Source organism: Chromatium okenii, assembly GCF_002958735.1.
GTDB lineage: Bacteria > Pseudomonadota > Gammaproteobacteria > Chromatiales > Chromatiaceae > Chromatium > Chromatium okenii_A.
In genome coordinates, this window is record NZ_PPGH01000035.1 from 603,575 (window position 1) to 627,199 (window position 23,625).

Annotated in this window: 23 protein-coding genes and 2 pseudogenes; 16 read left to right on the forward strand and 9 right to left on the reverse strand. The window is 48.3% G+C overall.

Going from position 1 to position 23,625, the window contains the following annotated elements; translation table 11 throughout:
* Positions 1 to 66 precede the first annotated feature (66 nt).
* Positions 67 to 1,014, reverse strand: coding sequence for a GIY-YIG nuclease family protein (locus tag CXB77_RS11195; protein WP_105073933.1), 948 nt, complete (start codon positions 1,012 to 1,014; stop codon positions 67 to 69).
* 409 nt (positions 1,015 to 1,423) lie between these two features.
* On the opposite strand from CXB77_RS11195, the gene hrcA reads away from it, so the two are divergent.
* From hrcA to dnaJ, 4 genes and pseudogenes are all read left to right on the forward strand, one after another.
* Positions 1,424 to 2,494 (forward strand): heat-inducible transcriptional repressor HrcA, encoded by a 1,071-nt coding sequence (gene hrcA / locus CXB77_RS11200; protein ID WP_431520724.1) that lies wholly within the window; start codon positions 1,424 to 1,426, stop codon positions 2,492 to 2,494.
* Positions 2,495 to 2,572: 78 nt separating this feature from the next.
* Positions 2,573 to 3,190 carry a nucleotide exchange factor GrpE gene (gene grpE / locus CXB77_RS11205; RefSeq protein ID WP_105073934.1) on the forward strand — a complete coding sequence of 206 codons (618 nt, stop codon included), beginning with the start codon at positions 2,573 to 2,575 and terminating at the stop codon, positions 3,188 to 3,190.
* 97 nt (positions 3,191 to 3,287) lie between these two features.
* A pseudogene (gene dnaK, locus CXB77_RS11210) lies at positions 3,288 to 5,197 on the forward strand (molecular chaperone DnaK).
* 124 nt (positions 5,198 to 5,321) lie between these two features.
* Positions 5,322 to 6,460 (forward strand): annotated as a pseudogene (dnaJ, locus tag CXB77_RS11215) (molecular chaperone DnaJ).
* A 41-nt stretch (positions 6,461 to 6,501) separates the two neighbouring features.
* Here the strand turns inward: dnaJ and CXB77_RS11220 are convergent.
* From CXB77_RS11220 to CXB77_RS23100, 3 genes are read right to left on the reverse strand one after another with little or no spacing between them, the layout of a single operon-like run.
* Positions 6,502 to 6,915 (reverse strand): SseB family protein, encoded by a 414-nt coding sequence (locus CXB77_RS11220; RefSeq protein WP_105073935.1) that lies wholly within the window; start codon positions 6,913 to 6,915, stop codon positions 6,502 to 6,504.
* A 57-nt stretch (positions 6,916 to 6,972) separates the two neighbouring features.
* Positions 6,973 to 8,031, reverse strand: a complete 1,059-nt coding sequence (locus CXB77_RS11225; protein WP_105073936.1) for a 3-deoxy-7-phosphoheptulonate synthase — start codon at positions 8,029 to 8,031, stop codon at positions 6,973 to 6,975.
* Positions 8,032 to 8,076: 45 nt separating this feature from the next.
* A complete protein-coding gene (locus tag CXB77_RS23100) occupies positions 8,077 to 8,211 on the reverse strand; it encodes a hypothetical protein (protein WP_277949391.1) in 135 nt (44 codons plus the stop codon).
* A 51-nt stretch (positions 8,212 to 8,262) separates the two neighbouring features.
* Here CXB77_RS23100 and CXB77_RS11230 point away from each other — a divergent pair, with 51 nt between their 5' ends.
* The 3 genes from CXB77_RS11230 to CXB77_RS11240 are packed head-to-tail and all read left to right on the forward strand — an operon-like array spanning position 8,263 to position 11,587.
* Positions 8,263 to 9,738 carry a circularly permuted type 2 ATP-grasp protein gene (locus CXB77_RS11230; protein ID WP_105073937.1) on the forward strand — a complete coding sequence of 492 codons (1,476 nt, stop codon included), beginning with the start codon at positions 8,263 to 8,265 and terminating at the stop codon, positions 9,736 to 9,738.
* Complete coding sequence (locus CXB77_RS11235; RefSeq protein ID WP_105074062.1) at positions 9,738 to 10,700, forward strand: alpha-E domain-containing protein; 963 nt, start codon at positions 9,738 to 9,740, stop codon at positions 10,698 to 10,700. The genes CXB77_RS11230 and CXB77_RS11235 overlap by 1 nt, the downstream gene beginning before the upstream one ends.
* Complete coding sequence (locus CXB77_RS11240; protein ID WP_105073938.1) at positions 10,697 to 11,587, forward strand: transglutaminase family protein; 891 nt, start codon at positions 10,697 to 10,699, stop codon at positions 11,585 to 11,587. Before CXB77_RS11235 ends, CXB77_RS11240 begins: the two co-directional genes overlap by 4 nt.
* Here the strand turns inward: CXB77_RS11240 and CXB77_RS11245 are convergent.
* Positions 11,565 to 12,068, reverse strand: a complete 504-nt coding sequence (locus CXB77_RS11245; RefSeq protein ID WP_105073939.1) for a CreA family protein — start codon at positions 12,066 to 12,068, stop codon at positions 11,565 to 11,567. The two genes, CXB77_RS11240 and CXB77_RS11245, sit on opposite strands and share 23 nt — an antisense overlap.
* 123 nt (positions 12,069 to 12,191) lie before the next feature.
* On the opposite strand from CXB77_RS11245, the gene CXB77_RS11250 reads away from it, so the two are divergent.
* The 5 genes from CXB77_RS11250 (at position 12,192) to CXB77_RS11270 (ending at position 17,213) form a co-directional block, all read left to right on the forward strand.
* Positions 12,192 to 13,178 carry an IS5 family transposase gene (locus tag CXB77_RS11250; protein ID WP_105073789.1) on the forward strand — a complete coding sequence of 329 codons (987 nt, stop codon included), beginning with the start codon at positions 12,192 to 12,194 and terminating at the stop codon, positions 13,176 to 13,178.
* 237 nt (positions 13,179 to 13,415) lie between these two features.
* Positions 13,416 to 13,754: a hypothetical protein gene (locus tag CXB77_RS11255; protein ID WP_105073940.1), complete on the forward strand. Its 339-nt coding sequence runs from the start codon at positions 13,416 to 13,418 to the stop codon at positions 13,752 to 13,754.
* 152 nt (positions 13,755 to 13,906) lie between these two features.
* Complete coding sequence (locus CXB77_RS11260) at positions 13,907 to 15,511, forward strand: phosphoenolpyruvate carboxykinase (protein WP_105073941.1); 1,605 nt, start codon at positions 13,907 to 13,909, stop codon at positions 15,509 to 15,511.
* 63 nt (positions 15,512 to 15,574) lie between these two features.
* The gene (gene pyrC / locus CXB77_RS11265; protein WP_105073942.1) at positions 15,575 to 16,618 is read left to right on the forward strand and encodes a dihydroorotase; all 1,044 of its coding nucleotides are present in this window, start codon (positions 15,575 to 15,577) and stop codon (positions 16,616 to 16,618) included.
* 40 nt (positions 16,619 to 16,658) lie between these two features.
* Positions 16,659 to 17,213 carry a hypothetical protein gene (locus CXB77_RS11270; RefSeq protein ID WP_105073943.1) on the forward strand — a complete coding sequence of 185 codons (555 nt, stop codon included), beginning with the start codon at positions 16,659 to 16,661 and terminating at the stop codon, positions 17,211 to 17,213.
* Positions 17,214 to 17,234: 21 nt separating this feature from the next.
* Here the strand turns inward: CXB77_RS11270 and CXB77_RS11275 are convergent, their stop codons facing one another.
* Positions 17,235 to 17,603 carry an acyl-CoA thioesterase gene (locus CXB77_RS11275; protein WP_105073944.1) on the reverse strand — a complete coding sequence of 123 codons (369 nt, stop codon included), beginning with the start codon at positions 17,601 to 17,603 and terminating at the stop codon, positions 17,235 to 17,237.
* Positions 17,604 to 17,742: 139 nt separating this feature from the next.
* Between CXB77_RS11275 and CXB77_RS11280 the strand changes: the two genes are divergently transcribed.
* From CXB77_RS11280 to CXB77_RS11290, 3 genes are all read left to right on the forward strand, one after another.
* Positions 17,743 to 17,922: a hypothetical protein gene (locus CXB77_RS11280; protein ID WP_105073945.1), complete on the forward strand. Its 180-nt coding sequence runs from the start codon at positions 17,743 to 17,745 to the stop codon at positions 17,920 to 17,922.
* Entirely contained in the window at positions 17,895 to 18,470 is a 576-nt protein-coding gene (locus tag CXB77_RS11285; RefSeq protein WP_172452639.1) for a PEP-CTERM/exosortase system-associated acyltransferase, read from the forward strand. The genes CXB77_RS11280 and CXB77_RS11285 overlap by 28 nt, the downstream gene beginning before the upstream one ends.
* 537 nt (positions 18,471 to 19,007) lie before the next feature.
* On the forward strand, positions 19,008 to 20,003 hold the full coding sequence (locus CXB77_RS11290; protein WP_105073947.1) for a PEP-CTERM sorting domain-containing protein: 996 nt from the start codon (positions 19,008 to 19,010) through the stop codon (positions 20,001 to 20,003).
* A 73-nt stretch (positions 20,004 to 20,076) separates the two neighbouring features.
* Here the strand turns inward: CXB77_RS11290 and CXB77_RS11295 are convergent, their stop codons facing one another.
* Positions 20,077 to 20,940 carry a ThiF family adenylyltransferase gene (locus CXB77_RS11295; protein WP_105073948.1) on the reverse strand — a complete coding sequence of 288 codons (864 nt, stop codon included), beginning with the start codon at positions 20,938 to 20,940 and terminating at the stop codon, positions 20,077 to 20,079.
* Between the two features lie 177 nt (positions 20,941 to 21,117).
* On the opposite strand from CXB77_RS11295, the gene CXB77_RS11300 reads away from it, so the two are divergent.
* Positions 21,118 to 21,930 (forward strand): S1 family peptidase, encoded by an 813-nt coding sequence (locus CXB77_RS11300; protein WP_242445643.1) that lies wholly within the window; start codon positions 21,118 to 21,120, stop codon positions 21,928 to 21,930.
* Between the two features lie 18 nt (positions 21,931 to 21,948).
* Here CXB77_RS11300 and CXB77_RS11305 read toward each other — a convergent pair whose 3' ends face one another.
* The gene (locus CXB77_RS11305) at positions 21,949 to 23,334 is read right to left on the reverse strand and encodes a TIGR03013 family XrtA/PEP-CTERM system glycosyltransferase (protein ID WP_105073950.1); all 1,386 of its coding nucleotides are present in this window, start codon (positions 23,332 to 23,334) and stop codon (positions 21,949 to 21,951) included.
* An 87-nt stretch (positions 23,335 to 23,421) separates the two neighbouring features.
* Positions 23,422 to 23,607, reverse strand: a complete 186-nt coding sequence (locus CXB77_RS19255) for a hypothetical protein (protein ID WP_146108794.1) — start codon at positions 23,605 to 23,607, stop codon at positions 23,422 to 23,424.
* Positions 23,608 to 23,625: the final 18 nt, after the last annotated feature.

Genomic DNA, 23,625 nt, shown 5'->3' on the forward strand with positions numbered 1-23,625 from the left:
TAAATGGGCTTTAATGTGGTAAAACTTAGATTTTATTAAATGTTGAATTTACTAATCAGAACGTGATTATTCGCCAAATAAATCAGCATTTCCTTGGGTCGGTTGTTGGGTTTCAGTGTGGCGAGATTTCTCTGCCATATTGATTCCTATCACTCGCATTTGTACGTTTCTTTCCCTTAATGATGTGCCCCTAAATAGACACATACGCTCTCTGGAGTCAAGACGTAGTTGAGCTTTAGATAGCATTAAGCCGTTGCGGTTTAACTCCTTCTTGAACCAGATTATATCAATATTGTGTTCCGCGCAGATGTCCTTGAAACCCTTTAGGGTAATGATAAACCAATCTTCTTTCAGACTATGACGCGCAATCGGCGCGGTTTTGAACATGCCATCTACAAATAATGTGTTTTCTCTACTCGTATACCAAAACATGTTGTTATCGGTGACGACTGTGCGCCCCTCACACGCCAACAACACTTTATTTAAAGCATCAATAAACGCAGAGCGATTTTGTTCAGTTTTATTAATAACATATTCAACGGGAGTAGTGCTCCAATTCTTAGGATCACTCTGGCATTTATCATTTTTATTCAATATATTAAGAGAATGCTGTTCTGCAAATCGGGGCACTGCCGGAGTAATTTTTTTGCTCACATGAGGAGGATCAAATTCTTTTAACTCTAGTGTTGTGTTCTCCGAAGATTCGCTTGCTTTACAAGGATAGTTTTCAAGATGAATCGTTTTATTTTCGCAGGCTTTTTTAATCGCCCTCACTGCGACAGAAACATCACATCGAAACCACTCTTTACCCTCGTTTAGAAAAGATAAAATGCTGTGTGCTGTTTTTTCGATCTTGTTCGGGTCTTCAACCAAAATTTCGTACTGGACTTGATACGGATATGGCGCACCAGTGCCAAGTTCTTTTGCACGTTCGGCTGGGTCTTTTGTGGAGTAGCCAACTTTAATAAAGTCCGGCATTGCTTCATTGGAAATAATGTAAACCCAGCCTTTCATTTATCAGTCCTTTAGAACCAGCTTAATTAATTTCCACCCGTTCCGCATTAAGAATGAGGAGTTTTCTTATTGGCATTAAATCTTAATTTGTCACAATGTGAGTTGCGTACTGGAATCGGCGATTTGCCCCACCATTCAAATCATCAATTCAGAATGCAACCGACTTTGCTGCGTTATCGTGACCATGCTTTCCGCTTAACAACTCACAAATCGCTCCGCAGACAGCCTAAATGTTGCGTTGACGCGCTGAAAGTAGCACTGCGCATGAATTGTGCACGATTGACGCGAGCTGAGTCTTGACAGCCTCGATCACGATCCCTAAATTGCGTGTTAGCACTCTTTAACGGTGAGTGCTAACACCACCAGCCACCGCTGGCATATCTCAGGTCAACCTTTTCAAACCACTGTTATCACTGGTAAAACAACCTTGACGACCGAGACCTCACGCATTGAAACACCGGTGAGTGACCGCGCTTTGCACTTTTTGAAAGTGCTGGTGGAGCGGTATATCCGCGAAGGTCAGCCGATTGGCTCGCGCACGCTGGCAAAAGACACCGGTTTGGATTTGAGTCCAGCAACCGTGCGCAATGTGATGGCTGATTTGGAAGAAATGGGACTGGTGGTGTCGCCGCATACGTCCGCCGGGCGTGTGCCGACGGTTGCCGGTTATCGGCTGTTCGTGAATTCGTTGTTGACTTGGCACCAACCGTCGGCAGATGACATCGCCGCACTGCGCCACCGTTTTGATGTGCGTACCGATGCGAAATCACTGATTGAAACGGCATCAACGCTGTTATCGGGGGTGACGCATCTTGCCGGCGTGGTGATGATGCCACGCCATAACAGCAACGTTTTTCGGCAGATTGAACTGCTGCCGCTGTCGGGAACGCGGGTGTTGGTGATTTTGGTCACGAACGAAGGCGAGGTGCACAACCGCGTCATCGGCACGGCGCGTCCGTTTACGCCGTCGCAGTTGGAGCAAACCTCGAATTATCTGAATCAGATGTTCACCGGGCAGGACATCGGCGAAGTGCGGCGGCGGTTGGTGGAAGAGTTGAAAAACACTCATGCCGACATGGATCAGCAAATGTTGCAGGCAGCGGCGCTGGCGCAGGACGTGGTGGCAGCCGCCGAACAACGCGACGACTGCTTTATCGCTGGGCAAACAAACCTGATGGAATTCGGTGAGTTAGCCAGCATGGAGCGCATCAAACAGCTCTTTGATGTGTTCAATCAAAAGCGCGAGATTTTGCACATTTTGGATCGCTGCATCGCTGCCGACGGTGTGCAGATTTTCATCGGCGAGGAATCTGGTTACGCGCTGTTGGGCGATTGCAGTCTGGTTACGGCGAATTATCAGGTGAATGATCGCATCGTCGGAGTGCTGGGCGTCATCGGTCCAACCCGCATGGATTATCAACGAGTGATTCCCATCGTTGATGTCACCGCCCGGCTGCTGACTGCGGCGCTGCGGCAATAAACGAGTTGTCAGTTTTCAGTGCGCAAACTGCGAATCCACTGTCTACTGAAAACTGCCAACTAAACACTGGAATAAAATATGAAATCAAACCCTTATAAAGATGCGCAGGCAGCGCAAACGCTCACTCCTGACCCGATCATTGATAACACTGATGAAGTGATCTTGGTTGCCGATCCCAGCGCGGAAGTCGCACTGGAAAACCCAGCGGAACCGGTTGTAACTGCGGAAGAACTCGCCGCTGCGCTCGTCGCTGCCCGTACTGATGCCGAAGCGCAGCGCGAGCAGGTGTTACGGGTTCGCGCTGAGTTGGAAAACATTCGCCGTCGCCATGTGAATGAATTGGAAAAGGCGCACAAATTCGCGCTGGAAGGTTTCGCCCGCGAATTGTTGCAAGTCCGCGACAGTTTGGAACTCGGTCATCAAGCTGCGCTTGATGCGACGGCCAATGTCGAGAAACTGCGCGAAGGAACTGAATTAACTTTGAAATTGCTCGGCGATGTGATGGAGAAATTCGGCGTGACGGCGGTTGATCCGTTGGAGCAGCCGTTTGATCCGGCATTTCATCAAGCGATTTCGATGCAGCCCCGCGCCGATGTCGCCCCCAATACGGTGGTTGCGGTGGTGCAGAAGGGTTATGTGCTTAACGGTCGCCTAGTGCGCCCGGCGATGGTGCTGGTGTCGTCCGCGCCTTCCTGAGCAATCCGCTTGAATTAACGGGGATTTTTCCCCATTTGACATCTTGACTGGGCGCTGCGGCGCTCTCCCTAAACATCTTTTTGGAGCGTGAAGTTTTATGGGCAAAATTATCGGTATTGACCTTGGCACCACCAATTCCTGCGTCGCGGTGATGGAAGGTGACACGGTGAAGGTGATTGAGAACGTCGAAGGCGACCGCACCACGCCGTCCATCATCGCCTACACCAATGACGGCGAAGTGCTGGTGGGACAGTCGGCGAAACGCCAGTCCGTCACCAATCCCGCCAACACGTTGTTTGCGATTAAACGCTTGATTGGACGGCGGTTTGAGGATCAGGTTGTCGCCAAAGATAAGGACATGGTGCCTTACAAAATCGTCAAGGCGGACAACGGCGATGCGTGGGTGGAGATCAACGGCAAGAAAATGGCACCGCCGGAAATCTCCGCCAAGGTGTTGCAGAAGATGAAAAAGACCGCCGAGGATTATCTCGGTCACGCGGTCACTGAGGCGGTGATCACCGTTCCGGCCTATTTCAACGATTCGCAGCGGCAGGCGACGAAAGATGCTGGGCGCATCGCTGGTTTGGAGGTCAAGCGCATCATCAATGAGCCAACGGCAGCGGCGCTGGCGTATGGCATGGATAAGCGGCGCGGCGATCAAAAAATCGCGGTTTACGATCTCGGCGGCGGCACCTTTGACGTGTCGATTATTGAGATCGCGGAAATCGAGGGCGAGCATCAGTTTGAAGTGCTTTCCACCAACGGCGATACCTTCCTCGGTGGCGAAGATTTTGATATGCGGATCATTGATTTCCTCGTGGAGGATTTCAAAAAGAGCCAAGGCTTTGATTTGCGCAACGATCCGCTGGCGCTGCAACGGCTGAAAGAGGCGGCGGAAAAAGCCAAGATCGAACTTTCCACCAGTCAGCAGACCGACATCAATCTGCCGTATATCACCGCCGATCAAAACGGCCCGAAGCATCTCAACGTCAAGCTGACTCGCGCCAAGCTGGAGTCGCTGGTGGATGAGCTGGTGGATCGCACCATCGACCCGTGCCGCATCGCGCTGAAAGATGCGGGACTGGCTGCCGGACAAATCGACGAGGTGATTTGGTCGGCGGGCAGACGCGGATGCCGAAGGTGCAGGCCAAAGTTGAGGAATTCTTTGGCAAAACCCGCGCAAAGATGTCAATCCCGATGAAGCTGTGGCGATTGGCGCGGCGATTCAGGGCGGCGTGCTCGGCGGCGAAGTCAAGGACGTGCTGTTGCTGGATGTGACGCCGTTGTCGCTCGGCATCGAAACGCTCGGCGGGTGATGACCAAGCTGATTGAGAAAAACACCACGATTCCGACCTCGGCGCAGCAGGTGTTTTCGACCGCTGAGGATAATCAAACCGCCGTCACCGTCCATGTGTTGCAGGGCGAGCGCGAACGCGCAGTCAGCAATAAATCGCTGGGGCGGTTTGATTTGAGCGATATTCCGCCCGCGCCGCGTGGGTGCCGCAGGTGGAGGTGAAGTTTGACATCGACGCCAACGGCATTTTGAACGTGTCGGCGAAAGACAAGGCGACCAACAAGCAGCAGTCAATCATCATCAAGGCTTCATCTGGTTTGTCGGAAGGCGAAATCGCCAAGATGGTCAAGGATGCCGAGGCTCATGCTGAGGAAGATCGCCATTTCCACGCGCTGGTTGCTGCTCGCAATCAGGCCGATTCGATGATTCACGCCACCCGCAAGTCGATGGAGCAGCTCGGCGACAAAATTGAGAGCGGCGAGAAATCATCCATCGAATCGGCGATCACTGCACTGGAAGCAGCGATGAAGACCGAAGATAAAGAGCGCATTGAATCCCTGACCAAGGAACTTGGCGAAGTTTCCGGCAAAATGGCAGAGCGGTTGTATGCCAATCCGGGCGAGGCTGGCGCTGCATCTGAAGAAGCGCCAGCCAAACCGAAGGATGACGTGGTTGATGCGGAATTCGAGGAAGTGAAGGACAACAAAAAATAAGCTCAAGGGCCGCCCGCCGGTCTTTGCTTGATCGCTTGAAAGCGCACCGGTGTCATCTTCGCCGCTGCGCTTTTTGCCTTTGAGGGCAGCGGGTTAGCGGATGTTTGTGACTGGAATCAACACTATGGCAAAACGCGATTATTACGAAGTTTTAGGCGTTCCGCGCAACGCCAGCGAAGCCGATTTGAAGAAAGCCTTTCGGCGTTTGGCAATGAAATATCATCCCGACCGCAACCCCGGCGATGCCGAAGCTGAGGGCAAATTTAAGGAAGCAAAACAAGCACATGATGTTTTAAATGATCCAAAAAAACGCTCCGCTTACGATCAATTTGGTCATGCGGGAGTGGACGCTGGCGCGGGCGGATTTGGTGGCGGCGGTGGACGCGCTGGCGCAAGTTCGTTTTCCGATATTTTTGGTCAGATATTTTCGGGGATATTTTTGGCGGTCGCGCCGGTGGTCGCCGTACCCAGCGCGGCAATGATCTGCGCTACGACTTGACGCTCTCACTGGAAGACGCAGTCAACGGCAAAGAGGTCAAAATTCGCCTACCGGTGCAGGTTGATTGCCAGTTCTGCAACGGCACTGGTGCAAAACCCGGTACGCAGCCCAAAGCCTGTCCGACTTGCGGCGGCGCGGGTCAAGTGCGAATGCAGCAGGGCTTTTTCTCGATTCAGCAAACCTGCCCCGAATGTCGCGGAGCGGGCACGGTGATTGAGGAACCCTGCCCGCATTGCCGAGGACGTGGGCGGTTGCAGGAAGAGAAAACGCTGTCGGTGAAAGTGCCGCCTGGCGTGGATAACGGCGACCGCATTCGGCTGGCGAACGAGGGTGAACGCGGCGAACAGGGTGGACCGAACGGCGATCTTTACGTCCAAATTCAGGTGCAGCAGCATCCGATTTTCACCCGTGAAGACAACAACTTATATTGTCAAGTGCCGATTAGTTTTGTCACTGCGGCGCTTGGCGGAGAATTGGAAGTGCCGACGCTGGACGGCAAGGTGATGTTGAAAATCCCCGGCGGAACCCAGACCAGCCAACTGTTTCGGATTCGCAACAAGGGCGTGAAACCAGTGCGCGGCGGGGCGCTCGGCGATCTGATTTGTCGCGTGACGGTAGAAACGCCGGTCAATCTCACCGAACGGCAGAAAGAGTTGTTACAAGAATTCGAGTCCAGCGTTCAGGAAGGCGGTTCGCATCACAATCCGCAGTCGCATTCGTGGCTTGATGGCGTTAAGAATTTCTTTGAAAAGATGGGGTTGTAGTGTGTAGCGCGTCACGCCGGCAGCGGTGTGACGCATTGCATTCATTCCGCTGACAGCGCAGCAAGTTGCGCCACATCCTGCGCTTCAAAATCCATTCCCACCTCCAAACTCGGATTGAGCGTAATCGCATAACCGACGCCGAGTTTTTCTAAAATCCACCGAAATTCAGTCACTAATCCGCCGCCGTACCCCGGAAAATCTGCGACAAATACCTTTGCGCGTTCGGGACTGCTAAACAACACCAGCACTGCATCGCCCGTTTCGGTCGTCAATTTCAGCGGTTGCGCCGTTGAAGTCGTGGTTTGCAAACCACCGATTTGCTGCGACTCGTATACCGGCATAAACACTTCAGAATTAAGCAGCGTCATTAACAACTGTTCTGGTGGCAATTCGCCATTTTGTGCAGCAATCAATTGACGTTCCAGATCATTTTGCGCAATGAAGGATGCAGACATAAACAGCGACTCCCAATAATAGCGCCGTATTTAACGGCGCAGCGTTGATGAATACAATCAGCGACAACTTTGCTGCCGCTGTACTCGCGCTTCGGCGAGTTCATACAGCATTGGCACGGTGTCATTCCAACTCACGCAAGCATCGGTCACGCTTTGACCAAAAATTAATTCTTTTTGAGCATCAAGATTTTGCCGCCCAGCAACTAAATGACTTTCAATCATTGCGCCCATGATACGCCGATCACCGCGTCCGATTTGCCCAGCAACATCCTGACAGATGCGCAATTGTTTTTCTGGACGCTTGGCGCTATTGGCGTGACTGAAATCAATCATCACTTTTGGAATTAAGCCCGCTTCGATAATCTGCTCGGCAGCGATATTAACGCTTTCCGTATCGTAATTCGGACGTTGACCGCCGCGCAAAATAATGTGCGTATCGCTATTGCCAGTGGTACTAAAAATTGCCGATTGCCCGTCTTTTGTGACTGACATGAATACGTGTGGACGTGCAGCGGCATGAATGGCATCAATGGCAACGCGCACATCTCCATTGGTCGCATTTTTAAAACCAATGGGACAGGATAGCCCGGAAGCTAATTCTCGATGACCTTGGCTTTCCGTGGTTCGTGCACCAATCGCGCCCCAGCTCACTTGATCGGCGATGTATTGCGGGCTAATTAAATCGAGAAATTCAGTGCCCGCTGGGATGCCCATTTCATTCACATCTAATAGCAGTTTACGAGCGATTCCCAGTCCTTTGTTAATCTCGAAACTGCCGTCAAGATCGGGATCGTTAATTAAACCTTTCCAACCTACTGTGGTGCGCGGTTTTTCAAAATATACCCGCATAATCAATAGCAAATGTTCATTCAATTCACGGCACAGCGGCTGAAGGTGCTGCGCGTATTCCAACGCTGCCAGCGGATCGTGCACTGAACAGGGACCGACCACGACTAATAACCGATCATCGTGACCGTTAAGAATGTTTTGAATCGCATGGCGAGCGGAATAAACCGTCAATGCCGCCGCTTCAGATAGCGGATATTCATCGTGCAGAGCACGCGGCGAGCGAACTTGAGTGATGTCGCGGATGCGCAGATCGTCAGTTTGGTGCATGGTTTTAAGCGCGAAGTGAGCGAAAGCGCGAGTATAAACCAGAGGTCAGAAGGCGCTGATCTCGATGCGTTGTCCGCACTTCAATAGTGCGTTTTCCGCGCCAGCTCCACCTTTTGGTTCAAATACCGTGACCAACCATCGCACGGCATTTGGTGGGCACGGCAACGCAATAAATGGCATGATTTTTGTCTGATTTCTAAAAACAAGCGCGGTTGCAGGAGTCCACAGCCCATGCTTACACAGTTCCAATCCAGCACTGCGGGACCATTACGGAATCGCCATGAAGGGCCACTTACGGCTTTTCACGAGTTTTATCAAGATGATTTTCGCCCGCGTGGTCATTATTTGCCGATGTGGGAACACATCCAAATCACTGGCCAGCAAATGCTCGGCGCTAAAGCCCATGATGCGCATCTCGCATTGCACAATGAAGGCGTCACTTTTACTGTTTATTCCGATTCCGATGAAGGCATTGAGCGGGTGTGGCCGTTCGATATTTTGCCACGCATTATTCCGGCAGCGGAATGGCGACAAATTGAAGCAGGCATTAAACAGCGTATTCGGGCGCTGAATCTGTTTTTGAAAGACCTTTATCACGGTCAACGGATTTTGAAAGATGGCGTTATTCCGCCAGAGTTAATTTATCGCGGTAAAGATTTTCGCCGTGAAATCATGGACATTGATCCGCCGCACGATATTTACACACACATCAGCGGCGTCGATTTAATTCGGGATGAAGCCGGTCAGTATTTGGTATTAGAAGACAATCTGCGCACTCCGTCTGGCGTGTCGTACATGATTGAAAATCGCATTATTGAACGGCGCATTTTACCGGAATTTTTCGCCCGTTATCGAGTACGGCGCGTTGAACATTATCCTGAGTTGTTATTACAAGCATTGCGTCATCTTTCGCCGCGTGGTGAAGATTCAGCAGTAATTGTCGTATTAACGCCGGGGATTTTTAATTCCGCGTATTTCGAGCACACCTTTTTAGCTAAAGAAATGGGTGTGGAATTGGCCGAAGGGCGCGATTTGGTCTGCAAAAACAATAAGGTTTATCTCAAAACCACGCAGGGATTGCGCCAAGTTGATGTGATTTATCGCCGCGTCGATGACGATTTTCTGGATCCGCTGGTGTTTCGACCGGATTCGATGCTCGGCGTCGCTGGCGTCATCAATGCGTGGCGAGCCGGACAAGTCGCCATCGTCAATGCGCCGGGTGCGGGCATTGCGGATGATAAAGCGGTTTATGCGTATGTGCCTGACATCATTCGGTATTATCTTGGCGAATCGCCCATTTTAGCCAGCGTCCCGACTTATCAAATGACCAACGCGCAGGATTTGGCGTATGTACTGGACAACATGCAGACGATGGTGATTAAAGCCGTGGCGGAATCCGGCGGTTATGGAATGCTGATGGGACCGTCGTCAACTGCCGTACAACGTGCGGATTTTGCCCGCAAAATTGTTGAAAATCCGCGTAATTACATCGCCCAGCCGGTGGTGCAGATTTCGCGGCATCTGTGTTATTTGGACGGCGAACTCGAATCGCGTCATCTGGATTTACGTCCTTTTGCCATTTATGGGCGCGATATTGAAGTAGTTCCGGGCGGTTTGACCCGGGTGGCGATGACCAAAGGTTCGCTGGTCGTCAACTCCTCGCAAGGCGGGGGCAGCAAAGATACTTGGGTGCTGGCCGACTCATGATGCTCAGTCGAATTGCAGAATCACTGTATTGGATGGCACGCCATTTGGAACGGGTCGATAACACCGCTCGCGTGCTGGATATTAACGTCGTACACATGCTGGAGGCGGATGAAAACGCGACCGAAGAGATGCAGTGGAAACCGCTGCTGGCCATCGTCAACGCGGAAGACTGTTACGCTCGCGCTTATCCCGACGGGCGAATTACCGTGCAGCGCGTCATTCATCTGTTAACGCAGGATCGCAGCAATCCCGGCTGTCTTTTCAACAGCTTAAAACTCGCTCGTGAAAATGCTCGCGTGGTGCGCGACCGCATTTCTAACGCGATGTGGGAAACGCTCAACCAATTTTGGCTGGCGACCGACAAACATCTGGCGACCACGCTGCCGCCGTGGCGAGCCGCAGAGTTTTACGCTTTCGTGCATCGGGAAGTGGCGACCTTTTTCGGTTTGAGCCAGAGCACCATGATGCGCGGTCAGGCGTATGGATTTACGGCGCTGGGCAGTTTGCAGGAACGGGCAGATATGACGGCGCGGATTCTGGACGTGCGTTATCACCTGCTGCTGCCGGATTTAAGTCGCGTCGGTTCACCGTTGGATTATTACCAATGGGGCGCGTTGCTCAAATCATTGTCGTGTTTTGAAACCTATCGGCGGCAATATCAAGGCGGAATCAATCCGCTAGAAGTAGTCGAATTCGTGGTGCTTAATCCGAATTACCCGCGTTCATTAACCTATTGTGTGAATGGTATTGCGCAAGCGTTGGAGCGAATTGGTCATTCGCCAAATGGCGCAGTGACCGAGCAATTGCTGGCGCTGCGAGCGCATTTATCCGGCATCACTGCCGCGCATATTCTCGATCAAGGGCTGCATGAATATCTCGATGAATTTCTGGCGCGATTGGCCGCATTTAGCGATGCGCTGCAAGTCGATTATTTCGACGCTTATTTGGGAGACGCGCCGTGAAATATCATCTTGAACAAGCCTTTCGCATTCAATTTGCTGCTGCCGTCCGCGAGCATCATGTCCAAATTCGCCTCGCGCCGTGGAACGACGAGAGCCAAAGTTTATTATCGCTGGCGCTGCAAGTTGAACCGAGCGCCACGCCCAGCGCGTTTTACGACGGCTTTGGCAATCTCGCGCATCATTTCACGGTGCTGGGTGCGCATCAGACGCTGGAGTTTTCGCTCATTGCCGAGGTTGAAACGCACCGTGAAAATCCGTTTGATTTTCTGGCAGTTGTGCCGGAGCGGGAATTGGAATGGATTGCCGACAGTTTGCGACAAGCGCCGCGATTATGGGATTTCGTGCTCAGTCACAGCGCCTTGACGCCCGCGTTACTGCCGCAGATTGAAGCGCATGTGATTCCAGTTTGGCGCGATGGAGTGCCGATATTGCAACAGGTGCGCGACGCGAGTGATTGGATCGCGGAAATTGCCGAGTTTGATCCGACGATTGAAACCCCCGTTGCCGCGTTATCCGAACTGTTTACAACGCAGCGCGGCACGGCAGCCGATCTCGCACATTTATTGATTGCGGTGATTCGGCAATGGCGCATTCCCGCCCGTTTCGTGTCGGGTTATCTCGATGCGTCCTATTTTGATCCAGACGATGAAGACCCGCCGGACACACCGCCGCGTCCGCAAACGCTGCATCACTGGGTCGAAGTGTTGACTCCGGGCGGGGGCTGGCGCGGCATTGATCCGGCGCTGCGGCTGCTTGCCGATGCAACCTATTTGCGGGTGGCAGTGGGGCGCGATGCGCGTGATACTCAGATGTTGCGCCAAACCTGTAAAGGTGAGAGCGAACATCCTGAATTAACGCAACTTCTCAACGTTTCAGTGGTTCAGTAGCAGTCGATGGTGCGGCGGTTGCCCAAGGCGCAATCGCCACTGCCGTCACACTGTTTTTCGGCGAGCCTTCAATGATTTTGTCGCTATAACTTAAATAAACCAAGGTGTTACGCGGCGCGTCATAAAAACGCACTACTTGCAGGGTTTTGAATAACAGCGAGGTGCGTTTCTTAAACACATCCTCGCCATTGCGCTGCCCCGAACGCACATCATCCGGCAGGTTAATCGGGCCAACTTGGTTGCATTCCAGTGACGCATCCGAAGTGTCTTCCGCCAATCCCACCGCACCGGATACGCCGCCGGTTTTAGCGCGACTGAGATAACAGGCCACGCCGGGAATGGCGTCGTCTTGAAAAACCTCAATAACAACCTTGTCGTTTGGTCCCATCAGTTTGAATTTAGTGGAAACGCTGCCGATTTCATCTGCGCCAACGTTAGTGACGCAGGTGATGAACATGAGTGGAATGAGCCATTTGTGCATGATTTGAGTTAACCTATTTGTGCCCGGTGCTGGAGCGATAAGGAAACACTGATTAAATAGCCAGCATCGTTGCGATCTAAATGATAAAATAGGCATCAGTCGTAATGTAAATATGATACCAGCATGAAACAATTTTCTTTTGCACAATCAGAATTTTTAGCAAAAAAGAAAACGACGCGCCGTGAACGTTTTCTCAATGATATGGAAAAAATTGTTCCATGGTCAACTTTGGTTAAAGCATTGACACCTTATTACTACCCTGATAGTCAAGGTAAGCGTGGTCGTCCGCCAATAGGATTAGAGCGGATGTTAAGGATGTACTTTGTACAGCAATGGTATCATCTTGCTGATGAGGCACTGGAAGATGCAATTTACGATAGTCAATCATTACTGCAATTCATAGGTATTGATTTGAGTGTTGAAGCGGTACCAGATGCAACAACACTGTTGAAATTTCGCCATTTACTCGAACGTCATGCACTGACTACAGTGATTTTTTCTACAATCAATGCGCAGTTACGCGAGAAAGGATTGTTGTTAAATCAAGGGACAATCGTTGATGCGACCATTATCAATGCCCCTTCTTCAACAAAAAACGAAGCAAAAGAACGCGATCCAGAAATGCATTCTACTCGCAAGGGAAATCAATGGTATTTCGGAATGAAAGCACACATTGGTGTTGACGTTAATTCTGGGTTAGTGCATACCGTGGTTGGCACGGCGGCAAATGAGCATGATGTCACTCAAGTTGAAAACATTTTACATGGTCAAGAACAAAAAGTTTTTGGTGATGCTGGCTACACTGGTGCAGATAAACGCGAAAAAGTTAAAAACAAATTTAATGAAAAAGTAGTCAGTTGGAATATCGCTGAAAAACGTTCTAAAGTTGAAAAAATGGATGATGGTTTGTTGAAAAATCTCACGCAACAGATTGAAAAAATTAAGGCGCAAATACGCGCGCGTGTTGAACATCCATTTCACATTATTAAAAATCTATTTATGCACCGTAAGGTACGTTATAAAGGGCTTGCGAAAAACACTGCGCAACTACAAACTTTGTTTGCTCTGGCTAATCTCTTAATAGCAAAAAAGGCGCTGTTAAAAGCCTAATATAGAGTTCACAGCATAAGAGTACCTTAATTTTACCTAATAAAGAGGTTGACTATTTTGAATCACTAAAGCAAAAACTATTTATTTAATATCCCCTCTATAAAAATATGCTTTTAAAAAGGCAACGTGGAGAACATTAAATAGATCAGCGGTTCCATAAATACTGATGGCGACGCCATTACTTGTCATGCTTTTTCGTGTAGAAAGCGAAGTTTACCTTGATTGAGGAAATAGCCCATGCAGAAATCACTTGTTTTATTCCCAGTTCGTATCGCCTTATTGTCTGCTGCCGCATTTACGGCATTCGCGTGGCAACCCGCCAGTGCTGCGGATTCAGTGTGTAAAGGATTAGCGCAAGCAGATTGTGAAGGCAATGCACAATGTCGCTGGCAAGCGGCGCTGACCCGCAAAGACGGTGTTCAGGTGAGCGCCCACTGCCGCAAGGGTACAAAAAGAATGCGCCTGCTGCTGATGCAGTTGCGCCAGTTGCTGCGCCAACGGATGCACCAGTTGCGCCAGCCGTTGCAGCACCAGTGCGCTGCTGCCCTCGTCGCCGCAGCAGCTTCCGATGACTGAGAAAAAGACTGCGCCATAATCATTTTAATGAACGGGCGCATTGCCGTCCGTTCAGTCGCATCTGATAATCGTGTAGTCTCAACTGCATCGACTGACAGCCGTTAGCGATACTTTTCATGTTCACTCCTCTATATCCCCGACGGAACCACACGATGACTATGACCGGACGCCCGAATAGCGAACACTCGCTTGATCATCACGGCCTGTATAACCTCAACACTGTGCACTGGAATTTGCCCACGCCTGCGCTGTATGAACAGGCATTACGGGCACACGAAGGCGTGTTATCCCACATGGGCCCGCTGGTGGTGCGCACGGGTCATCACACCGGACGCTCGGCAAATGACAAATTTGTCGTCGAAGAAGAGACCAGCAAATCGCATATCTGGTGGGGCGAAATCAACCGCCCGATTGATGAAGCGCACTTTGATTTGGTGCATCACCGGCTCGCGTCCTATCTCCAGATGAAAGACGTTTATGTGCAGGATTGTTATGTTGGCGCTGATCCGGCATATCGAATGCCGGTGCGAATCGTCTCCGAATACGCTTGGCACAGCCTATTTGCCCGCAATCTGTTTATTCAACCCAGCAGCAGTGAACTCGCCAGCCTGATTCCTGAATTCACGGTGATTGACGCGCCGCGTTTTCATGCCATTCCGTCGCTGGATAACACCCGCAGCGAAACCTTCATCATGGTCAATTTCGCCAAGAAACTGATTTTGATTGGCGGCACCAGCTACGCTGGTGAAATCAAGAAGTCATTGTTTACCGTGATGAATTACATGATGCCGTTCCGCGATGTGCTGCCGATGCACTGCTCGGCAAATATCGGCGCAGATGGAAAAACTGCGCTGTTTTTTGGTCTGAGTGGAACGGGCAAAACCACGCTGTCGGCAGATGCGTCACGCACTTTGATTGGTGACGACGAGCACGGCTGGAGCAATGAAGGCGTGTTTAATTTTGAGGGCGGCTGTTACGCCAAAATGATTCGGTTGTCGCCGACTGCCGAGCCAGAAATCTACGCGACCACGATGCGCTTCGGCACGGTGCTGGAGAACGTGACGGTTGAAGCAGAAGATCGTCGGTTGAATTTGGACGACGAATCGCTGACCGAAAACACTCGCGGCGGCTATCACATCAGCGCCATTCCCAACGCCAGCGAAACCGGCATGGGCGGTCATCCCAGCGCGATTCTGTTTTTAACCTGCGATGCGTTTGGCGTGTTGCCGCCAGTGTCGCGGTTGACGCCAGAACAGGCGATGTATCACTTCATTTCTGGTTATACCGCTCGCGTCGCTGGGACGGAAAAAGGCGTGACCGAACCCGCACCAGTGTTCAGCGCCTGCTACGGCGCACCGTTTATGCCGCTGCATCCACAAAAATACGCCGCACTGCTCGGCAAACGTTTGACTGATCACAACACCACGGTGTGGCTGATTAACACTGGTTGGAGTGGCGGCGCTTACGGCGTGGGCGACCGGATTAAAATTCCGCACACTCGCGCCATGGTCAACGCAGTGCTCGACGGCAAATTGGACGACGTGGCAACGCGGATTGATCCAATTTTCGGTCTGCAAATTCCTGAATCCTGCCCTGATGTACCGGAGGGCATTCTCGATCCGCGCAGCACCTGGCCGGATGGTGCGGCTTACGACACGCAGGCGCGTAAATTAGCCGGCATGTTCCAAGCCAATTTCACCAAATTCGCCGATCAGGTGGATGAGCGGATTAAGGCTGCCGGACCGCTGGCAGGTTAAATCACGCCAGCTCCCTTTGAAAAAAAGGGAGCTGGGTGAATTCAAACAAAGCCATTTTCGCAGATGAATCAATTCGATAGCCTCACAATCACCCGTCCTGATGACTGGCATCTGCACGTCCGCGATGACGCAGCGATGGCGGATGTCATCGGTCACACCGCTCGCCAATTTGCGCGGGCAATCATCATGCCCAACCTGAAACCGCCGATTGTCACCACCGCGCAAGCAGCTGATTATCAAGCACGAATTATTGCTGCATTGCCTGCTGGCAGTGATTTTCAACCGCTGATGACGCTCTATCTCACCGATGACACTGCGCCAGCGGAAATCATCACGGCAAAAGCCAGCGGCGCAGTGTTCGCCTGCAAGTTGTATCCGGCTGGCGCAACCACCAATTCAGACAATGGTGTCACCGCGTTGGAGCGCATTTATCCCGTTTTGGAGGCGATGCAGCAGGTTGGGCTGCCGTTGCTGGTACATGGTGAAGTGACTGCATCGGAAGTGGATATTTTTGATCGTGAACAACGGTTTATCGACGATCAGCTTGCGCCATTAACCCAAACATTTCCGGCATTAAAAGTGGTGTTTGAACACGTTACGACGGCAGAAGCAGTGGCATTTGTTCGTGCTGGCACTGAAACGCTGGCAGCGACGATTACGCCACATCATCTGTTGTATAACCGCAACGCGATTCTCGCTGGCGGTATTCATCCGCATCTTTATTGCCTGCCGGTGTTGAAACGCGAACGTCATCGGCTGGCGCTATTGGATGCTGCGACGAGCGGCGAACCGCGTTTTTTTCTCGGCACTGACAGCGCACCGCACGCAGTTGGCGCAAAAGAAACGCACTGTGGTTGTGCGGGAATTTACAGCGCCCACGCCGCGCTGGAACTTTACGCCGAAGCGTTTGCACAGGCGGGCGCATTGGAGCGATTAGAAGGATTCGCCAGTCATTTTGGCGCAGATTTTTACACTCTGCCGCGCAATGCGGGAACAGTTACGCTGCGGCGTGAATCATGGCAAGTGCCTGATTATTATCGCTTTGGTTCAGAGCAAATTGTGCCTTTGCGGGCTGGTGAAGTATTGAATTGGCGTGTGGATTATTGATGCGTTTATTCATCATCCTGACGTTTAAGCGGAATTCAGAATGCGTAACATTATGTTAATTGAGTTTCTGCTCATTTCCGGTTTAATGATTAGCGGTTGCGCCAATCAACCCGAACGTATTGATTACCGTCGTGTCACGAGGGTGATTGCACCAATCGAATATGCGCAGATTCAATGCAGTAGTATTCCAATTATAGAACGTCATACCTGTTTAACTGCGGTGATTGAACATTATGAAAACGTCCATCAGCAGCAATCCACTTCACCAACGCCAATGAATAAACCGTTTTTACTGGTATTTGATGATGGAGCAGAATATCGCGGACGTTATTTATCCAATGCTTTTGCTGCCTACTTCAAAGTCGATCACCAGAAAAAACAGTGCATTGGTCAATACAACGCTTTTGCTGGTGATGCCAGTTCAATTTTTAACATTCGTTGTAATAACGGTATTACCGGTCATGCCGATATTATTCTCGATCACGGCGGTAAAAATGGAATTGGTGAATTCCAAATGAGCAATAACAAACATGGTCATATTGTTTTTGGTGAAGCAGCGGTCATTCCGATTAGCGAGCAGAGCAAAATGAAATAGGACTGACGAATTAAGGTGGGTTTAAACGATGGTTGCATTGGGTAACGGAATTTTGCACCCTGTTTCATCGAGACGAACAAAAGTGATACAAGTGGAAAAGATGGCTTCTTCTGCACCAGTATTGAGATCATCGGCAAAAACGCGGATAACGTAGGTGATTGAAGTGCATCCGCGTGACTGCTCGCTAGCATCGAAACGCAGTACTGCGCCTTGATGAACACCGCGATGAAAGGCGACGCGATCCATGCCGATGGTGACAAATCTACAGCCGGGGTTATCGCGGCTGGCAGCGATCCATGCAATTTCATCGACCCATTTTAGCAAGCAGCCACCAAATAAATGACCATATTGATTGAGGTGTTCAGGGCGAACGACGGTGTAGCTTTCCATGTTAAAAGGTCTCGATTGAGGTGGTGCTTTGCTTTACAGAATTGCGGCTGAAATTTATTTGTTTTACAAATGCAGATTAAGCCCAATTTTGTTACTTAACCTTCACTTTTTAGTGAATTTTCTGTGAGGTAAAATTCTAATGAGTACGTCACAATTAAGTGATCATTTCCACAATTATTTTGAAATTATTCCAGCGCGAACACCAGATTTATTAGAACGTATTTTTCGCATTCGCCATGATGTGTATTGTCGTGAATTTGGTTATTTAGAAGGTGAGGCCTGTGCGGGGGGTTGGAACATGATGATTATGATGCTTTAGCACAACATTGTTTGATTGTTCATCGTGCAACTGGTGTAGGAGCTGGCTGTGTTCGTATGGTGATGGCAAACAATGAACCAGACTTTTTATTACCGCTGGAACGTTTTTGTGGTGAAAGTTTAACCGATCCAGTTTTGCATCCTGCGCATTTACCGCGTTTGAATGTTGCAGAAGGTTCACGGTTAGCGGTGCATACCCAGTTTCGGAGAAGGGTTGGTGAGACGGAATCACCAGTAGGGATTGCATTGAATAGTGATCCTTCACCTAACGAACAACGGACATTTCCTTTACTCAGTCTTGCATTATTTTACGCAAGTGCCGCCATGATGACCTTCGTACAGCGTCAGCATGTATTTGTAATGATTGAACCACGATTAGCACGGCGGGCAATTACCTTAAAATTACCATTTGTACAGACGGGAAATGTCGTTGATTATCATGGACAAAGAGCGCCTTATTATGTATCCGTGCAACAGGTTATAGATAACGTCCCTGAAGATATGCAGGGTTTGTATAAGTTCGTCCATGATAGCTTAAATAAGACCTAGTTAGAATAATGATAATGTAATTTTTAATTTAAAAAAGTGGATTTATTCAGTCGGTAGCCATGCTTACAGCCAGCAAAATCAATGCTTTCATACAAATAAAAATCTATTTGTAGTGTTCCCTTAATGTTGTTCTCGAAGAAGCATCCGCTCACCATCATCTGATCGGGCTTTCGTTCTCAATTTGAAGTTACAGCACTGGAGTGCGTATGTCGGAAAATTTTACGCACAGCCATCAAACCAGCGAATCGTGCATATTCATCTTTAACTACATGATTTTATTGAAACTTACCTTGCTATAATAGGAAATCAGCTTCTTACAAAACTTAACAGTGTGCGTTTTTAACGGTGTAACTCCTGACTAGCTAAAATATGACGACACTCAAAGTGTCAGATAATTTTACACATGCGGGATAAAGTAAAAACATAAAAAACTAACTCATTGATATTCATATTTTTTTTATTTGGCGTAATTTTTGCTGCCTTTCTATACAGAATGTTTTAAGTTCACGGTTTAATTGCTTCCTTTCGGAGTAACTCATGAAAACATCCATATCAATCGTGCTGGCAATGACTGCCACTCTGACTGCTGGAACAGCTTCGGCAAATCAAATGTATTTGAATCTTGGCAGCAATAGCTACGATGATGATCGTGAAATTGTTGTTTTTGGAACAGTCATACCCGGTGTCAACACAGCTCGAGATACTAATTTCACTACTGCATCATTTATATCATTTGGCTTCAATGACATTTTAGCAACTTCCATTTACGACATGACAGATGGAAGTGTTTATGGGAATTTTATTGATACGAATAACTTATCTGTATTAAACAGCTACGGCATTCCTGAGACTGGTACTTCGCTTGCTGGAAACACAACTGTTAATCTAAAGCAACCAAACTGTGTTGGTGGTCAGTGTGACCTTAATACGTTAAATCCAATCCAATATGGAGATGACGAAGGGTTTATGCAGAGTTGGGATCTTCAAGTAAACTACAGGTTTGAGGGAATTCTCACTACATCTGGCATTTCTTTCACGTCAGGTTATTTAGAGATTTCTTTCAACGATCTTTCTAATGATACCTTTTCTGGAGGGATACGAACTGCTATCAATACTGGCAATCCAAATGAAAAAACGCTTTTACATGCAGATTTGACTGGATCATCTATCAACGCGGCAAATTTGGATCTCTTTTTCGATGTTACATCTGCTGTAGACGATTTTTTCTGGATTGATAACGGTCGTGGAACTTATCTTGATCCGCACGACACGGCATTAACTGGCGAATATGCGACAATACGACTCGATACAAACATTGATCCGCCAATTCCGACGGCTGATAATTTGTTACTGCTCCCAGCCAACTTTCCTTTCACAACAGGTACACCTTACGCAGTAGCCGCAATTCGCCAAACTGAGCTTGATGGTTCGATCAGAATGGCGATTCCTGAGCCGGCAACGCTGGCATTATTAGGAATTGGATTGCTAGGTATTGGCGCTGTTGGTCGGCGCGGTAAATTATTTGGAATCTGAATGATAAAAACGTTAGCTGGAGTGTGTCATTTTGCACTTCAGTTATCGTGCTTTAATTAAATACTCTGCTTTTTTATAAATGTTGTCCAAGCTGGCGTCGTGCTATCCACAGCCCAAGCCATTGTAAAGGATTTTTATTTCCACCAGGTCTCCAAGTGACTGCTAACTTATTGCGATAGGCATCAAAATGTAATCCCCATGGCGCTGCGAATACTTTGCCACGCTTCAATAGTATTTTAAGTGCCTGTGTTGCTGCTATTCCCGCACACAATTCGCACGCCATTGGTGTTGATGGTCCGCGATGATTTGGTAAATCGACTCGCGTTGCATCTACTAGGTAATTCATTTGCAACATTGCAGGCGATAATCCAAGTAGAAAACGCAATAATTGTTCTGCTTCGGGCTGTCCTTCCAAACAAAAGTATTCCTCGAAACTCATTCGTCCGGGCAAAAAATTGAGTAGTGCTGATCCCATTCCAAGAGGCGCAGCGGTTATAGCTGGAATGCCTCGTTGCGCACAGCCAGCAAATACTTGTCGCCGTGCCTCTACTGCAAAAAAGTCTAATCCATCACAAACATCAACGCCTTCCAGAAAATCGTTCAAATTTTCGGCAGTTACACCTGTAGAAAAACGACGGATTTCCAACTCTGGATTGATGTCCAGCGCCATCTCTGCCATCACGTCAACCTTTGGTTGTCCCACATGACGTAAACTCGCACCCGCCTGACGATTGAAGTTTGCCAACTCAAACACGTCAAAATCTGCGATGTTAAATTTTCCGACACCCAGCCGCGTTAACGTCAATAAATGGCTGCCGCCCACGCCTCCCATGCCAGCAATCGCAATGCGCCGGGTACGCAAAAAAGCCTGCTCAGTTTCAGTTACCCAACCGATATTCCGTGAAAAAGCAAGGTCATAATCAAAAAAAGCGGTCATTTTTGGTCGCCCTTAAAATGGGTTGAAGACTTTCAGGACTGCTACCATGCAAGTTAAAACGCAATCTCAGCAGGATCATTTTTTATGTCAGGATTTTTTACACACTTTCAACGCCTGCTTTCAACATTGGTTTCAGCGGTACTACTAATCTCAACACATGCAAACGCAGCAACACTCGTGAATTGCTATGACCAAAAACGCGAAATGGTCACACGCACACATCCCGATAATTGTCAAGGTCAAACAGTGGGTGACGACGAAGCCAATGCAATTCGTGATCGACGTCGCGCCTATGTTCAACAATCTATTGATGCAGATAAAAATCCAATTATTGTTGGAAAGCGATTGATGAGCATCGGCGCAGGTTTTTTTGTGAATACCGAAGGAACACTACTTACCAATGCGCATGTCGTCAAAAACTGTGAAACTCTGATTGTTTCTCGTGCGGGTGGCGAATTGTTACCAGCACATTTAATCGCTATTGAGCCAAAAATCGATCTTGCCTTAATTGGGACTGATTTTCATCCTAAACAAAGTGCTGTTTTTGCGCCACCCGACGCGCCACTACCAACATCAGTTGCCATTATTGGCTATCCTAATCAGGGTTTACCGCCAATACGCCCATTATTAACCCAAGGTATTATCATGCCATCAAAATTAGAATTGACTTCATCTACACCAAGCCCGATTTCAATTCAAGCAGATGTTCGCCCTGGCAATAGCGGTGGACCAGTACTTGACGAATTTGGGCGAGTCATTGGTGTTATTTTTGCGGCGGTTGATACACCAGCGGTCTATAAGAATACAGGGCGCATTGTGCGTGATATTGGTATTGCAATTCCAAATCGTTTTTCGTTGGTGTTTTTAGAGCGCAATGCTATTACACCAACAATTTCTAAAAAAATTACAACGGAAACCTCGAAGCAAGATCGAATTCTCGACGAAGCTGGTTTATTCGTTGCTCGCGTAGAATGTTGGCGCACAAATTAAACTAAACGCGATGTACAATTAAACCGCACCCTTTCCAAACAACACCACTTCAACTGTTTCCACCAAAATTAATAGATCAAGAAAGATACTATGATTTTTAATGTAATAAAGATCATATTCGAGCTTACGCAGTGCGTCTTCTTCAGTGCTCCCATAAGGATAAGAAATCTGCGCCCAGCCCGTTAAACCGGGCTTTAACCGATGACGTGTCGCATAGTGTTCATATTTGCGCGTTAAATCAGCAACGAATTCGGGACGTTCTGGGCGTGGACCAACAAAACTCATTTCGCCTTTCAGCACATTAAAAATTTGCGGTAATTCATCAATTCGCGTCTTACGAATAAAGCGCCCAACGCGTGTAATGCGCGGATCATTTGTGACTGCCCACCGTGCACGCCCATCTGCTTCAGCATCAATGCGCATACTCCGAAATTTAATCACTTCAAAGGGTTCGCCGTTTTCACCAACGCGGAGTTGACGATATAAAACTGAATGACGAAATCCGCTTTCAATAAAAATAATTGCCGCCGTTAGCAACATTATTGGCCAAAGTAATGTAATAAAAATCAAAGATATTAAAACATCAAAAAAGCGTTTAATCAGCATAGTCATTAAACCATGCTCAAATCCATCTGAATGAATTAACCAACTTGGCGTTAGCAGCTCCAATTTAAGAACGCCCAACTCACGTTCAAAAAAACTTTGTTGCTCAAGCACTTGAATTCCACTCATACGACATTCGAGTAATTCTTCAATAGGTAATTTTCCGCGCCTGTCTTCAATTGCTAACACAATTTCATCAGCCTGTACTTCAATTGCAATTTGTATTAACGGCTTGTTGTGTTCAATCACTTTAATTTGGTTATTAACACGTTGTTCAGATATCGGAATAAACCCAACAATATCTAAGCGTTTTTGACTGGCAATCATCACTTGATTAGCAAGCTGAGAATCGCCAAAAACTAAAATACGGCGCTTAAAAATGCTGGGGTTAAAATAAAAGAAAATTAGCCTTAATGTAACTACTAAAATAAAAGAAAAAATTACTGTAAAAAATAAAATACTTCGCCATAAACCCAGCAATGGAAAGAAGAAAGATAAAGCAGCCAACACGAGCGAACCAAGCAGCAATGATAGTGTAATTCTAATAAGTGAGCCGGTTAATCCTTCCCGTAAACTAGCTTCATAAAGACCGGTCGCCCCCATTGTTAGCACAAAAATAAGTGAAATAACAATTGAGTAAATGAATAAACCAGTAGGTTCGCTTGTAGATTCAATATCAATAAACCACCAACGCAAATGAACACTAAGTTGAAAGGCAACTACAAAGATAATTGCCTCAATTCCTGCAAGCAGAATAAGCGGTACTCGCATGTAATGGCGAAAAATTCGAACCGAGTGCATATAGAATCTTCCGTTTACAGTTGAATAGTAATCTCTAATCTTGCCTATCATCAAATACGATGTATTGATGATAGGCATCATCTAAAATTATTTACTTTCAAATTTCGCCAAACAGCCAGTCGCAATCATTGCGATTCCAACTGTAAATAATGTCATTGTTTCGTAATCAAAAAGGTGATATGAACCGACCAGTTTCATTATCCCTGAAACGAAACAAATCAGTACTCCAAGCCAGCCAATAATAGAACCTACTATCGATAAAACGTTTTTCATTGTCATCTCCTAAATGGA

Coding starts and splice junctions, on each gene's coding strand:
- CXB77_RS11195 (WP_105073933.1), bottom strand. CDS start 1,014: ATGAAAGGCTGGGTTTACATTATTTCCAATGAAGCAATGCCGGACTTT.
- grpE (WP_105073934.1), top strand. CDS start 2,573: ATGAAATCAAACCCTTATAAAGATGCGCAGGCAGCGCAAACGCTCACT.
- CXB77_RS11220 (WP_105073935.1), bottom strand. CDS start 6,915: ATGTCTGCATCCTTCATTGCGCAAAATGATCTGGAACGTCAATTGATT.
- CXB77_RS11225 (WP_105073936.1), bottom strand. CDS start 8,031: ATGCACCAAACTGACGATCTGCGCATCCGCGACATCACTCAAGTTCGC.
- CXB77_RS23100 (WP_277949391.1), bottom strand. CDS start 8,211: ATGCCATTTATTGCGTTGCCGTGCCCACCAAATGCCGTGCGATGGTTG.
- CXB77_RS11230 (WP_105073937.1), top strand. CDS start 8,263: ATGCTTACACAGTTCCAATCCAGCACTGCGGGACCATTACGGAATCGC.
- CXB77_RS11235 (WP_105074062.1), top strand. CDS start 9,738: ATGCTCAGTCGAATTGCAGAATCACTGTATTGGATGGCACGCCATTTG.
- CXB77_RS11245 (WP_105073939.1), bottom strand. CDS start 12,068: ATGCACAAATGGCTCATTCCACTCATGTTCATCACCTGCGTCACTAAC.
- CXB77_RS11250 (WP_105073789.1), top strand. CDS start 12,192: ATGAAACAATTTTCTTTTGCACAATCAGAATTTTTAGCAAAAAAGAAA.
- CXB77_RS11255 (WP_105073940.1), top strand. CDS start 13,416: ATGCAGAAATCACTTGTTTTATTCCCAGTTCGTATCGCCTTATTGTCT.
- CXB77_RS11260 (WP_105073941.1), top strand. CDS start 13,907: ATGACTATGACCGGACGCCCGAATAGCGAACACTCGCTTGATCATCAC.
- pyrC (WP_105073942.1), top strand. CDS start 15,575: ATGAATCAATTCGATAGCCTCACAATCACCCGTCCTGATGACTGGCAT.
- CXB77_RS11270 (WP_105073943.1), top strand. CDS start 16,659: ATGCGTAACATTATGTTAATTGAGTTTCTGCTCATTTCCGGTTTAATG.
- CXB77_RS11275 (WP_105073944.1), bottom strand. CDS start 17,603: ATGGAAAGCTACACCGTCGTTCGCCCTGAACACCTCAATCAATATGGT.
- CXB77_RS11280 (WP_105073945.1), top strand. CDS start 17,743: ATGAGTACGTCACAATTAAGTGATCATTTCCACAATTATTTTGAAATT.
- CXB77_RS11290 (WP_105073947.1), top strand. CDS start 19,008: ATGAAAACATCCATATCAATCGTGCTGGCAATGACTGCCACTCTGACT.
- CXB77_RS11295 (WP_105073948.1), bottom strand. CDS start 20,940: ATGACCGCTTTTTTTGATTATGACCTTGCTTTTTCACGGAATATCGGT.
- CXB77_RS11305 (WP_105073950.1), bottom strand. CDS start 23,334: ATGCACTCGGTTCGAATTTTTCGCCATTACATGCGAGTACCGCTTATT.
- CXB77_RS19255 (WP_146108794.1), bottom strand. CDS start 23,607: ATGAAAAACGTTTTATCGATAGTAGGTTCTATTATTGGCTGGCTTGGA.